15 protein-coding genes are annotated in these 12802 nt (G+C 57.3%); 12 read left to right on the top strand and 3 right to left on the bottom strand.

Features of this window, described 5'->3' with window-relative positions; genetic code table 11:
- Positions 1–115 precede the first annotated feature (115 nt).
- From smpB to HW554_RS01290, 4 genes are all read left to right on the top strand, one after another.
- Positions 116–589 (top strand): SsrA-binding protein SmpB, encoded by a 474-nt coding sequence (gene smpB, locus HW554_RS01305; protein ID WP_176906550.1) that lies wholly within the window; start codon positions 116–118, stop codon positions 587–589.
- A 9-nt stretch (positions 590–598) separates the two neighbouring features.
- Complete coding sequence (locus HW554_RS01300) at positions 599–1402, top strand: C40 family peptidase (RefSeq protein ID WP_317170812.1); 804 nt, start codon at positions 599–601, stop codon at positions 1400–1402.
- Positions 1403–1626: 224 nt separating this feature from the next.
- On the top strand, positions 1627–2121 hold the full coding sequence (locus HW554_RS01295; RefSeq protein WP_176906549.1) for an HNH endonuclease: 495 nt from the start codon (positions 1627–1629) through the stop codon (positions 2119–2121).
- Positions 2122–2251: 130 nt separating this feature from the next.
- Positions 2252–2632: a hypothetical protein gene (locus tag HW554_RS01290; protein WP_176906548.1), complete on the top strand. Its 381-nt coding sequence runs from the start codon at positions 2252–2254 to the stop codon at positions 2630–2632.
- A 97-nt stretch (positions 2633–2729) separates the two neighbouring features.
- On the opposite strand, the gene HW554_RS01285 is transcribed toward HW554_RS01290, so the two are convergent.
- A complete protein-coding gene (locus tag HW554_RS01285; RefSeq protein ID WP_176906547.1) occupies positions 2730–3596 on the bottom strand; it encodes an alpha/beta fold hydrolase in 867 nt (288 codons plus the stop codon).
- A gap of 149 nt (positions 3597–3745) precedes the next feature.
- Here HW554_RS01285 and HW554_RS01280 point away from each other — a divergent pair, with 149 nt between their 5' ends.
- The 3 genes from HW554_RS01280 (at position 3746) to HW554_RS01270 (ending at position 8112) form a co-directional block, all read left to right on the top strand.
- Entirely contained in the window at positions 3746–5035 is a 1290-nt protein-coding gene (locus HW554_RS01280) for a DUF3298 and DUF4163 domain-containing protein (protein WP_176906546.1), read from the top strand.
- 558 nt (positions 5036–5593) lie between these two features.
- On the top strand, positions 5594–6658 hold the full coding sequence (locus HW554_RS01275; RefSeq protein ID WP_176906545.1) for a fatty acid desaturase family protein: 1065 nt from the start codon (positions 5594–5596) through the stop codon (positions 6656–6658).
- A 251-nt stretch (positions 6659–6909) separates the two neighbouring features.
- Positions 6910–8112 carry a hypothetical protein gene (locus HW554_RS01270; RefSeq protein ID WP_176906544.1) on the top strand — a complete coding sequence of 401 codons (1203 nt, stop codon included), beginning with the start codon at positions 6910–6912 and terminating at the stop codon, positions 8110–8112.
- Between the two features lie 232 nt (positions 8113–8344).
- On the opposite strand, the gene HW554_RS01265 is transcribed toward HW554_RS01270, so the two are convergent.
- The gene (locus tag HW554_RS01265) at positions 8345–9268 is read right to left on the bottom strand and encodes a DUF58 domain-containing protein (RefSeq protein ID WP_176906543.1); all 924 of its coding nucleotides are present in this window, start codon (positions 9266–9268) and stop codon (positions 8345–8347) included.
- Positions 9269–9585: 317 nt separating this feature from the next.
- On the opposite strand from HW554_RS01265, the gene HW554_RS01260 reads away from it, so the two are divergent.
- The 5 genes from HW554_RS01260 (at position 9586) to HW554_RS01240 (ending at position 12100) form a co-directional block, all read left to right on the top strand.
- Complete coding sequence (locus tag HW554_RS01260; RefSeq protein WP_176906542.1) at positions 9586–9939, top strand: DUF3276 family protein; 354 nt, start codon at positions 9586–9588, stop codon at positions 9937–9939.
- Between the two features lie 224 nt (positions 9940–10163).
- Positions 10164–11261: a redox-regulated ATPase YchF gene (gene ychF, locus HW554_RS01255; RefSeq protein WP_176900008.1), complete on the top strand. Its 1098-nt coding sequence runs from the start codon at positions 10164–10166 to the stop codon at positions 11259–11261.
- 142 nt (positions 11262–11403) lie between these two features.
- Entirely contained in the window at positions 11404–11613 is a 210-nt protein-coding gene (locus tag HW554_RS01250; RefSeq protein WP_176906541.1) for a zinc ribbon domain-containing protein YjdM, read from the top strand.
- A gap of 12 nt (positions 11614–11625) precedes the next feature.
- Positions 11626–11883 carry a hypothetical protein gene (locus HW554_RS01245; protein ID WP_176906540.1) on the top strand — a complete coding sequence of 86 codons (258 nt, stop codon included), beginning with the start codon at positions 11626–11628 and terminating at the stop codon, positions 11881–11883.
- 25 nt (positions 11884–11908) lie between these two features.
- The gene (locus HW554_RS01240) at positions 11909–12100 is read left to right on the top strand and encodes a hypothetical protein (protein WP_176906539.1); all 192 of its coding nucleotides are present in this window, start codon (positions 11909–11911) and stop codon (positions 12098–12100) included.
- A gap of 84 nt (positions 12101–12184) precedes the next feature.
- On the opposite strand, the gene HW554_RS01235 is transcribed toward HW554_RS01240, so the two are convergent.
- Complete coding sequence (locus HW554_RS01235; protein WP_176906538.1) at positions 12185–12799, bottom strand: DNA-3-methyladenine glycosylase family protein; 615 nt, start codon at positions 12797–12799, stop codon at positions 12185–12187.
- Between the last annotated feature and the right edge of the window lie 3 nt (positions 12800–12802).

Below are 12802 nucleotides of genomic sequence, written 5' to 3'. Positions count from 1 at the left end.
CGCGCATCTTCCAACCCCCGGCGGCAGCCCGCCGTTAAGCCTTTTTTACGTTCCTTGCGCGGCGGCAAGGCTCCGGAGCCATTTTCGGGGCAGGCCGCTGCCAGCTTTTTATCCTATGGCCCAAGCCAAAGACGACAAACCCAAGCACATCAACATCCAGAACCGCCGCGCCCGGTTCGAGTATGCCTTTCTGGTCAATTACACCGCCGGCATCGTGCTGAAGGGCACTGAAATCAAGAGCATCCGTGTGGGCAGCGTACAGCTGGCCGACGGCTTCTGCGTGTTTCACCCCGATGGTAGCCTGTGGGCCCACAACATCACCATTGCCCAGTACACCGAAGGCACCTACAACAACCACGAGCCCACCCGGCCCCGCAAGCTGCTGCTCAATAAGCGCGAACTGAAGCAGCTGACTGGTAAAAACCAGGAGCAGGGCCTCACCATCATTCCCGTGCGCCTGTTCGTGAGCGACCGGGGTTTTGCCAAGCTCGAAATTGCGTTGGCCAAGGGCAAGAAGCTCTATGACAAGCGCGACGACCTGAAAGCCAAAGACCAGAAGCGCGAGATGGACCGCGCCCGGGACTTTTAATAAACCATTGTGGAACACGGAATTTGCACCCTGAGCGCCGTGCCGGTGCGGGCCGAGGCCACCGATAAGGCCGAAATTGTTACCCAACTCATTTTCGGCGAGTGCTACTCGGTGCTGCTCGTGCAGGGCAACTGGCTGCAGGTGCGCCTGGCCGCCGATCAGTACGTGGGCTGGATGGACGCCAAGCAGCACCGCCCCGTGTCGGCCGACTACTTCCGGCGCTGGCAGGCCGAAGACCACCCCCGCACCCTCGATGTGGTGCAGATGGTGAGCGACGACAGCACCAAAATGCCCGTTACGCTGGGCACCCGCCTGCCGTTTTTTGATGGCATGACGCTGCACCTCGGCGACCAGCCTTACTTCTACAACGGCTCGGCCACCAACCCGCGCAACGGCCACGGCCCCCAGGGCCCCGCCGATGTGCGCCTGAAGCTGCTGCAGAAAATGGCCCTGCAGTATCTGAAAGCACCCTACTTATGGGGCGGCAAAACCCTGTTCGGTATCGACTGCTCGGGCCTCGTACAGCAACTCTACGGCTTGGTTGGGGTACAACTCCCGCGCGATGCCCACCAGCAGATTGAAGCCGGTCAGCCGGTACACTTCGTGGCCCAGACCCGCCCCGGCGACTTGGCGTTTTTCGACAACGCCGAGGGCCGCATCGTACACGTGGGGCTGCTGCTCGACGACCAGCAGATATTGCACGCCAGCGGCGAAGTCCGTATCGACCCGCTCGACCACAACGGTATCTTCCGCCGCGACCAGCAGCGCTACAGCCACAAGCTGCGCCTGATTAAGCGCATTTTGAGCGAGTAAGAGGGACAAAGAACGGTGTAATGGCGGTCATTCAGAGCGGAGCGAAGAATCTCGCGAGCAATAGTATTCCTGCCAAAGGAAGTTGCCATTGCTTGCGAGATTCTTCGCTTTGCTCTGAATGATAGTTCCACCCGTTTACCCGCAACCAGAACAGGTTTCCTATTGTTAATGCGCTTAGAATCCTCTAGCTTTCAGCCAGGGTAGGTTCTTTTTCTTCGCGCTGTATGGACCATAAGGTGCTTGTATTAAACGGCGACTACACGGCCATTACGCTGTGTAGCGTCCAGAAAGCTTTCGTGCTGCTTTATCTTGAAAAGGCTGAGCTTATCGCTAAGTCGGAGCATGGCGTGCTGCGTACCGTGAGCCGTGCGTACCCCAAGCCCAGCATCATCCGGCTGCAGCGCTATGTGCGCGTGCCCTACAAAGGCATTGCCTTAAGCCGCCACAACGTAATGAAGCGCGATAATTTCGAGTGCCAGTACTGCGGCTCTACCAAAAACCTGACCCTCGACCACGTAATACCCCGAAGCAGGGGCGGCGACTCCAGCTGGAGCAATCTGCTCACGGCCTGTTCGCGCTGCAACCATGCCAAGGGCCACCACACCCCCCAGGAAGCGGGCCTTACCATCCGGCAGCAGCCCAAAAAGCCTACCCTCACCGGCTTCCTCAAGCTCAGCGCCGGTACCCTCGACCAAAACTGGCATCCGTACCTGCAATAAACCCGGCCAGCCGCGAGGCTGCCGGGTTTATTATTCGTTGTAAGCCCCGCCCTTTTATACTATTGGCCAATGCAACGTTGGGGCATTGCATGTGCTCCTCTACGGGTAAAACCATTATTCATTGCCCACAATGAAACAGCTAGTTCTACTTTTGCTTTTGTGTTTAGGAAGTCTGTTGCATGTCTCCTGCAAAAAAGAACCGGCCGCTGGCGAAGTTTTTATTCGTGTGAAAAATGCCAGTAGCTACCAATTTCAAAGCGTTCAGGTGAGGGCACCCGACGACGAGAATAACTACGGTGCTTTGGGCACTGGGAAAGAAACTTCCTATGCTGCCTACACAACTGCTTACAGATATGCTTATGTGAAGGTATTGATCGATGGTCAGGAGTTCGTTTTCCAGCCGATTGATTATGTAGGTGAATTGCCGTTACAGCCTGGCAAATATGCTTACGTACTGGATGTGGAAAACATAATGCGAGGATTCCTTACGCTCACGTTCGAAAAGCAGTAGTTCAGTACAAGAGGATTTCAGTTGCATCTACATAGTAATGCCCCAGCGGAGCTATATATACTCTGCTGGGGCATTATTATGTAGATACTTATTCCACTTAATACCTATCGGCCGTTTTCTGCACGTCGCCGCCGTGTACAAAGGTTATCAGGTCACGATTGAAGCGTTCCTTTTCGGGTATAAATAGCCCGTGTGGGGCCCCGGCGTACTCAATAAACTCGGCGTGCGGTACAAAATGAGTCATCCGCTCACCACTCACCTTAGCTGGTACCAGCGCATCGTCGCCGCCATGGATGACCAGCGTGGGTACCTCAATAGCGGCCAGATCCTGGCGAAAATCAGTTTCCGACCACGCCCGCGCGCTTAGCAACGTAGCCCGTGGATCGGCAACTTCGCACATGCGCTGAGTCCAGTCGAGGGCGGCTTCGCTTACAGGGTTGCTAAGCATCCCTACGCCATAAAACTTCTTGCCGAAGCCCTGCAGGAAATCGAAGCGGTCCTTTTTAACCCCCTCTATCATTTCATCGAACACCTGACGGTCTACGCCTTCGGGGTTATCGGCAGTTTTGAGCAGGAAGGGCGTAACGGCTGATATGAAAGCCACCCGGCTGACGCGGGCTCCGCTGTGGCGGCTCATGTAGCGGGCTACTTCGCCACCGCCCATCGAAAAGCCTACCAGCGTCACATCCTGCAGGTCGAGCTGGTCGAGCACGGCCTTCAGGTCGTCGGCGTAGGTATCGTAGTCGTGGCCCTCGAACGGTTTGCTAGAGTTGCCGAAGCCGCGGCGCGTGTAGGCCACCACCCGGAAGCCATGCTCGACCAGAGCCGTGAGCTGGTACTCCCACATTTTGTATGTGGCCGGCCAGCCATGAATGAGCACTACGGGCTTGCCGTCGCCATGGTCGATGTAGTCGAGGTTAATGTCGTTTCCGTGGGTATCCTGACCCGCAATGATATGATTCATAGGAAAGTATATGGAGAGGGAAAAAGAGGCCGAGAATTTCAGCCAGATTCGTGTTCGTACATACGCAGGGGGCAGCCGGACCGATGAAACAAAGCCAAGAAAATACACGCCGCCGGATGAGTGCCGTCTATATGCTTTCTTTGGGGGCTATGAACCTACTCTCCCGCTTCCGCCCCGCTTCGCTGCTCCGGCAGCTGCCTGCTCCGCTGGCCCTCGGCCTGTTGCTGCTGAGCGCCTGTAACTCCGGTACCGAGCAATCGGGGGCGGCTACCGATACTGCCGTTTTACCTGAGCCCACCGACGATGCCGGCTCCTGGTACCGGCAGTACCGTGGCCTGCTGCCCGGCACCACCGACAGCGTAACCCTGCACCTGCAGCGCCTGAGCGCCGAATCCGGCAACATCAGGATGGCGCGCATCGTGGGGTTCTATGCCGATGCCTCCGGCCGGCCGTATGAGTTGGGCGGCGACACCGGCAGCAAGGGCGACAGCCTCAACCTGCGCGACCTGAGCAAAGGGCTGGCTGCGGCCGTCGCCAGCGGTGATGCCGACGACGAGGACGAGCCTTTGGAAATAGCTCCTCAGTGGCTTCTGAAAGAAGATGCCAACCAACTTACGGGCACCTACAACGGCCAGCCTACGCGGTTGCGGCGGCTGCGGCCGGGCACCGGCGTGCGCTTTGCAGCCCGCAATTTTGTGGCCGATGTAGTGCCGCGCCCCGACCATCCGGAAGACAGCATCAGCGGCCGTCGGGTGATGCATGCCCTGGTGCCCTTCATGGCCCCCAACCAGGAGGTGCTGGCCGCCAACATCGGCCGCGGCCTGCACGGCGACACCGTCGATACGGCGCCCGTCCCGGCCCTCGACTCCATCTGGCGCGAGCAGCTGCGCGCCTTTACGAAGGATTACCGTGCCGATGCTGGCCCGCTGCTGGCCGCCGCCGCCAAAGACAAAAGCGGAGAGTACCGCCCGTCTGAAAGCCTGGCCTACGAGCAGGAAGTGAACACTTATGTGCTCTGGAACGAAGGCGACCTGCTAAGCACGGGCTTCTTCGGCTACGACTATTCGGGTGGCGCGCATGGCCTCTACGGCACCTACGTGCAAAGCTTCGATACCCGAACCGGCAAGTCGCTGCGCTACGATGATATCTTCCTGGCCAGTGCCAAGCCCAAGCTGGAGAAACTGCTGGGCCAGTACGTGCGCCCCACCCTGGGCGTAGATGCCGCTGCTCCACTGTCAAAAACGCTGCTGGTGAAAACGCTGCCTGTTACGCGCAACGTGTACCTGACCAGTGGCGGGGCGGTTTTTGTGTACTTGCCCTACGAAATTGCCGCGTACGTGTATGGGCAAATCAGCGTGTTCGTGCCGTTTTCGGCCATGGATGGCCTGCTAAAGCCGGGCCTGCCGGTAGGCAGCAACCCCGCCCTGGCCACCCGCTAGACGTAATTTCCGGTAAGCTGCCTGCAATTCCGCGGCACTCCGAACCAAGCAAAACCCGGCCCCTACGCCGGATGAGCCTAGTTCGGAGTGCCGCGGATTTTTACGTTCCTATAGGAGCCTGGGTCGCATCTCTACAGACCGTACAGTGACTTGATAAGTGCTCTAAGTGTTAATGAACCGGTGTCTCATTGGAGGTATCCCAAGCTGCGAAGAACGATGTAGGGGCGGGGCTTGTCCCCGCCCGCCGTCGAACGGTCCGGGTTGAATCATTCACGGCGGGCGGGGACAAGCCCCGCCCCTACACCGGTCTTCGTAGCTACATTTTGATTTCCTTTCCAGTTGAGGAGAGAAGCGAATCGTTGTACCTGATCCGAAATCGGGCGTTGTGTAAAATACCGGGCTTTGTGGCAGGAACCAGAACAAGGCTGCCGGTTGGCTGTATCTTTGTATACAGGTTGTAGCCCCAGTTGTGGCACCACCCAACCCGATCCTATCTGCGCCACGCCAACTGGCCGGGCAATAGGCAAGTCCCTCGTTTTCTCTTTAGTACCCCACCCCATGCATGCCCCCAAATTTGCGGCTTCCCGCTCCTTTCATCAGGAGCTGAAGCGGCGTACGGCCGCTTACTTTGCCGATGCCGGCAAGAGTACCACCGGCGGCAAAGCTCTGTTTTTCAAGGCTCTGCTACTCACCGGCGCTTTCGTTGGCGTCTACCTGCACCTCGTATTCTGGACGCCGCCGGCGCTGCTGGGCATGGTCGAGGCCGTTGTGCTGGGCCTGCTGGGCGCGGCCATCGGCTTCAACGTCATGCACGACGGCGCCCACGGCTCGTTCAGCCGGCGCAAGTGGATGAACCAGTTTGCGTCTTTCACGCTCAACGTGCTGGGCGGCAACTCCTTCATGTGGCACAACAAGCACAACCTCATTCACCACATGTATACCAACGTGGAAGGCGTGGATGACGACCTCGACGCCCAGCCCTGGCTGCGCCTGAGCCCCGAGCAGCCGCGCCGGTTGCTGCACCGTTTCCAGCACCTGTACTTCTGGTTCTTTTACGCCCTGCTGTTCATCGCCTGGATTTTCTTCATGGATTACCAGAAGTATTTCAAAGGCAAAATCGGCGACATCGATATCAAGAAAATGACGGCTTCCGATGAGGGTGTTTTCTGGGGCTTTAAAGCGCTGCACCTGATTCTGTTCGTGGTTCTGCCTATCTGGACAGTTGGCTTTGTGAGCTGGCTGGTGGGCTTCCTGCTGTTCGCGGCGGTGGCTGGCTTCACGCTCAGCATCGTGTTTCAGCTGGCGCACACCGTCGAGCACACCTCCTTTGTTGTGCCCCACGAAACCACCCGCAAAATCGAGGATGAGTGGGCCATCCACCAGATTCGTACCACCGCCAACTTTGCCACCGACAGCAAGCTTATCAGCTGGCTGGTAGGCGGGCTCAACTTCCAGGTCGAGCACCATCTGTTCCCCAACATCTCCCACGTGCATTACCCGGCGCTTAACAAAATCATCCGCCAGATGTGCCTGGAGTTCAACGTGGAATACAACGAGTATCCCAAGATGCGCTACGCCGTAGCCTCGCACGTAGCCCACCTGCGCGAGCTGGGCCGGCGCTAAGTATTTCTTATCCTTATACAGAAGCACTTCAAATACAAAAAAGCGCTGGCCGGCCGGCCAGCGCTTTTTTGTATTTGGACTTAGCTCATACTGCCAGTTTGATAAAGGCTAGGGCTTGTCGCTGGTACAAGAACTATATGGTCAAATTTTTTGACCAGAAAGTCATCTGTTAATCAAATAGGTAGTAAATTACGGCCCCCGATAGAGCCTGGTTTAAATTTTCATATTTGTTTCACTTTCATTGTTCGCGTATGCGTCGTTTTTTACCACTTTTAGGAGTTAGCCTGTTTTTCATCGTTACGGCCAATGCCCAGAGCATTGATGCTCAAAAAATAGCTTTCGATTATGTGCGTTTGCCATTAGTACCAGTGCCTGCCGGTACCAGTTCCTACACCCCCGAAGTACTATTACGCTACGTAGAATCGGTACAGCAGCAGCAGGCCAATCACGTTTCGGCAGTTACTGAAGCCAAGGCCAAGGCCGAAAAAGACAAGCAGGAGTACAAAGCGCAGTCGTTGAAGGATAAGGCAATAAACCGCTTGCTACTCGATGAGCGTAAGCCTGGTGAGGCAGTAATTCCGACTGCCGACTACACTGCCCAAGTATATGATGCCCCTACATTGGCAGCTACTTACGTGAGCCTGAGTGGCATGAAGCGCGTTCAGAGCGACGGGGACTTGCGTGTCGTTGTAAGCCTGGATGGCTTCACCCAAGGACCTATTACTCCGGTCCAGGTGAAAGGCACGTCCCTGGCCATTGGGGGGGCTTCTACTGGCGACGGGATAAAGCACGCATATGAAGTGTCGTACAAGTCGCCCGTATCGGTGAAAGTGACTACGAAGGACGGCAAAGTATTGCTTGACGAGATGATAGAAGCAACCAACACTTACACTGTTGGTAAGACGGAGGCATTTGCCACCGAAGAAGGCCTCAACAAGTTTTGGCGCAATAACCAGGGGGCTTATATGCGCCAGCTGGACGAAAACGCGATGAAAACCAACATGAAGCTCGCTACCGATTACTTGGATAGTGCATTAGGGCAGCGGTCTATCACTCGCAACTCATCTATCTGGGTGGTATCGGACAAAAAAATAAATTACGATGAATTCCCGCAGGCATATGAAAAGGCGCTGATAGGCTACAAACTACTTGCCGACCCTGCCCGTACTCCCGAAGCCAGCTTGCAGATCAATGAGGCTGTAGCCCTATGGACCAAGGCGCTGGCCGAATCGAATCCTAAAGACAAAAAGGCCCGCATCGACGAAAAGGTAACTGCTGCGACGCTTTATAATGCTGCCGAGGCCAATTTATGGCTCAATAACTTCGACGAAACGGACCGCCTGCTGGCCCGGCTCAAGTTGCTTGACATTTCTCGCTATAACATTCTCGCCAAGGAACTTGACTTGTTGGCCCAGGATCAGCACAAGCGTTTCAATGCCAACAAGAAAAACTAAAAACAGCCCTCCTTTTCTGCTCAATCCGGGGATTTTCCTTGGACTTAGTCCTTACTGACGGGTTAGTGAACGGTTTTGACCGCTATTATTGGCTTGTCGAATGATTGCGTAACAGCAGATTGTATGTATTCGAAAGCCCTTCTGACCACACGGTTGGGAGGGCTTTTGTAATATGTACCATTTCAGGCCAATCTACCTTGTTAGGAAGGGGGAATGATAGATGGGGCTGGCTTTACCCCCGAACCTTGCCGCGCTTGATCAGGTAGGCGTACAGCACTTTGTTGAACGGCTCGCGGACATCGACCGGCACGAAGTCGATTTTGTACTGGCCACAGCGAAGGGCCAGCTCCTGCTCGTAGCGGCGCATGGCGGCTTGGTACTGCTCGCGTACCTGGTTGGGCTGCAGCTTCAGGGTCTGGCCGGTTTCGAGGTCCTCGAACAGGTAGGGACGGTCCTGGAAGCTGAAATCGGCCTCGGTGGAGCGGTCCATTACATGGAACAGCAGCACCTCGTGGTGCTGGTGGCGCAGGTGCTGCAGGGCGGCCAGCATCTCGTCCTGCTCGTCGGGGGCGCGGCCCAGCATGTCGGAAAACAGTACCACCAACGAGCGTTTCGGAATTTGCTGGGCGATGGTATGGATGACGCCCGCCACGTTGGTGCGGGCCCGGCCGGGGGAGGCGGGGCGCTCCAGCAGCTGTTGCAGCGTGAGCAGCAGCGTGTGGCGGTGGGTGCTGGTCGAGCGCACTGGCGTCTGCAGCTCCACGGTATCGGCAAACGTGACGAGGCCCACCGCATCGCGCTGCTTTTGTAGTAGCGTGGTGATGGCCGCCGCACACAGTACCGCGAAGTGCAGCTTGTCGTGGCCGGGAGCGGGGTAGTACATGCTCGGGCTCACATCGAGCAGTAGGTGGCAGCGCAGGTTGGTTTCCTCCTCGTAGCGCTTCACAAACAGCTTATCGGTGCGGGCAAACACTTTCCAGTCGAGGTGGCGGGTGCTTTCGCCGGGGTTGTACAGGCGGTGCTCCGAAAACTCGACCGAGAAGCCGTGGTAAGGCGACTGGTGCAGGCCGGTAATAAAGCCTTCAACCAGCTGGCGGGCCAGAAACTCGAGGTTGGTGAAGGAGCGGACGGCGGCTAAATCGAGCGGTTGGGCCATAGCGGGCAGGAGTAGAGCAGGATGCAAAGCAAGATACGGCCGAATCGGGCGCAACCCGGGGCATTGCCGTGTGGTACACGACGCCGTGTAGCACGAAACGCAGATGAAATACCCGTTATAATCTTGTTTTCGTGCAGCTACTGGGTTGGTGGTGGCTGTTAACAATCCTGGTAGAAATCAATTAATAGATGATTTTTACCGCTGCTGTGTTATAATAGGAAAAATAAGGCCCCGGAACTTCCTAATCTTGTGGCAACTCCGTATTTTGCGTTCGACTTTGATCATCTTGAAAAAACCAAATTTTAACGGAAAGGACAGTGGAAGACCGCTACGAACAGGAAGAAATTTACTCCCAACGCATTAAAGCCGGAAAGCGCACGTACTTTTTCGACGTGAAGGCCACGCGCGGGCAGGACTATTATCTAACCATCACGGAGAGCAAGCGCCGCCTGCGCGACGACGATACGTTTTCTTACGAAAAGCACAAGATTTTCCTGTACAAGGAGGACTTCCTTAAGTTTGTGGATGCCCTGCAGGACGCGGTAGACTACGTACGCGAAGAGCTGCTGACAGCCGAGGAAGTAGCCGAGCTCGACCGCCCGCGCCCCGCCTATGAGGAGCGCGAGAACCGCGACGGCAACAGCTACAACGGCCCCGACGCTACTTACTAACCTCCACTATTGCCCGGCGCCTACCGAAACAAACTTTACCTATTGCCCGCTCATTGCAGCGCGTGCCTGGCTTCGGCCGCGGCACGCGCTGCTGGTTTATACCCGGCTCGTTTGGGCTGGTCTGTGCTTTCCTTGGAAAAGCCCCGTACCTTTGCCCCCTGAATTGCGGGGCAGCCTGCCTGAGCAATTCGTACTCTTCAACTTCTCCATTTTAATTCCAGAACATGGGTCTCCGCTGCGGTATCGTCGGCCTGCCGAATGTTGGCAAATCCACGCTTTTCAACGCCCTTTCCAACGCCAAAGCCGAATCGGCCAACTACCCGTTCTGCACCATCGAGCCCAACGTGGGCGTGATTACGGTGCCCGACGAGCGGCTGCGGATTCTGGAGGAGCTGGTAAACCCCAAGCGCGTACTGCCCACCATTATCGAGTTCGTCGATATTGCCGGCCTCGTGAAGGGTGCCTCCAAGGGCGAGGGCCTGGGCAATAAGTTCTTGGCCAACATCCGCGAGGTCGATGCCATCATCCACGTGGTGCGCTGCTTCGATGATGAGAACATCGTGCATGTGGCCGGTGGTGTCGATCCGGTGTTCGACAAAGATGTGATTGATACCGAGCTGCAGATCAAGGATCTGGAGAGCGTAGATAAGAAGCTGGCCAAATCGGAACGCTCGGCTAAAAGCGGCGACGCGGCGGCTAAGAAGGAAGTGGTGGTACTGCAGAAGTTCAAGGATGCCCTGGAGGCCGGCCAGAACGCCCGCGCCCTCTCGGCCACGCCCGAAGAGCTGGAGGCAGTAGCCGATTTGCAGTTGCTCACCATCAAGCCCGTAATTTATGTGGCCAACGTGGACGAGGGCAGCATCCAGAACGGCAACGCCCACGTGGCGGCCCTGCAGGCCCACGTGGCCCAGGAGGGCGCCGAAGTAGTGCTGGTATCGGCCGCTATCGAATCGCAGATTGCCGAGATGGAGGACCCCGAGGAAAAGGAGATGTTCCTGGGCGAGTACGGCCTCACCGAGTCGGGCCTCAACCGCCTCATCCGCGCCTCCTACTCGCTGCTCAACCTGATTACCTACTTCACGGCCGGCGTGCAGGAAGTACGCGCCTGGACGGTGCACCGCGGCGACAAAGCCCCCGCCGCCGCCGGCGTTATCCACTCCGATTTCGAAAAAGGCTTCATCCGTGCCGAGGTAATTAAACTGCCCGACTACCAGCAGTATAAAACCGAAGCCAAAATCAAGGAAGCCGGCAAAATGGCCGTCGAAGGCAAGGAGTATGTGGTGCAGGACGGCGACATTATGCACTTCCGCTTCAACGTGTAGTTGAATTCTTTAAGACCGTCATGCTGAGCGTAGTCGAAGCATCTCTACCGCTTCGTTGGATTATTAGTGCAACGAAGCGGTAGAGATGCTTCGACTACGCTCAGCATGACGGTCTATTTTTCACGCCACAATCCCTTCCCTTATGGACGTTAAGGACAGCAACGGCAACCTGCTCGACGAGGGCGACTCGGTGACGCTGATCAAGGACCTCAAAGTGAAGGGTTCCTCGCTCACGCTCAAGCGCGGCACGGTGGTCAAAAACATCCGCCTCACCAACAGCCCCGCCGAAGTAGAAGGCCGGGCCGGTGGCAGCACGATGGTGCTCAAAACCGAGTTTCTGAAGAAGGCGTAGCCGTTTCGCACTATGCCGCTGTGGTTTTGCCGCGTCTGCGGCCTCGATTACGATGAGTCGCCCTGGGGCCCCGCGGGCCGCACACCCGACCATACCCTGTGCGGCTGTTGCGGGGCCGAGTTCGGTTACCACGATGCCACGCCCGACGCCGCCCGGCAATGGCGGGGCCAGTGGCTGGCCGCCGGAGCCAACTGGTTCTATCCCAACCTGCAGCCCGCCAACTGGCAGCTAACCGAACAGCTGACTCAGATTCCGGTTGAGTATCAATAATCTGTAGCCACCGCGTCGTTTCCTTATGGGAGTTGTTGAGAATCTGCTGTTTGCCCTGCCCGTCTGCCTGATTTCGGCGGTGATTACCGTTTACATTGCCCACATGTATGGACGGCGGTTCTGGCCCTGGCTGCTGTTCGGCTTCTTCGTGCCCTTCATTTCTACATTCATCGCCATTGCCCTCGGCATCCGCGACGCCCGCCGGAATGGCGAGTGAGTTAGACAATTTAGTTAAGCAGAGAGCCCCTGAAGTCCTTACGGGCACCAGGGGCTCTCTGCTTTTTCAGGCTGTTTCATCACCTCACCCCAACGACTGCCACAGGTACTTGCTGGCCAGGGTGCGGTAAGGGCGCCAGGGCTCGGCCAGCTCGGTCATCCGGCGCAGCAGGGCGCGGCCGGTTTCTTCGAGGCCGTAGTGGCGGCGCATGGCGTTCTGGATGCCCAGGTCGCCCTCCGGGAATACGTCGGGCATATCCAGTGCAAACATGCACAACATCTGGGCCGTCCAGCGGCCTACGCCTTTTATCTGGGTGAGGTGCTGGGTCAGTTCCTCCTCGTTGAGCTGGCTGAGGTGGGCGTGGTCGAGTTCATCGCGCAGGGCAAAATCGGCAATGGCGCGCAGGTAGCCGGCTTTCTGACGCGAGAGGCCGGCCGTGCGCAACTCCTCGTCGGAAAATGCCAGTAGCGCCGCCGGCTCGGGGTAGCCTTCGGGGCCAAAGAACCCCTGGAACTTGCGCCAGATGGCCGCTGCCGCTTTGGTAGAAATCTGCTGGCTCACGATGGCCCGTAGCAGGCCCAGGTACAGGTCTTCGTGGGCGGCGGGAGCAATGGGCCGGCCGGCATCAAGTAGTAGGGCCAGTACCGGGTCGGCGGTGCGCAGGTGCTGCACGGCGGCTTCGGAAGCGGAGGTGGGCATGAG

This window comes from Hymenobacter lapidiphilus (genome assembly GCF_013377885.1).
GTDB classification, from domain to species: domain Bacteria; phylum Bacteroidota; class Bacteroidia; order Cytophagales; family Hymenobacteraceae; genus Hymenobacter; species Hymenobacter lapidiphilus.
This window is presented reverse-complemented; position numbering and strand designations above follow the sequence as displayed.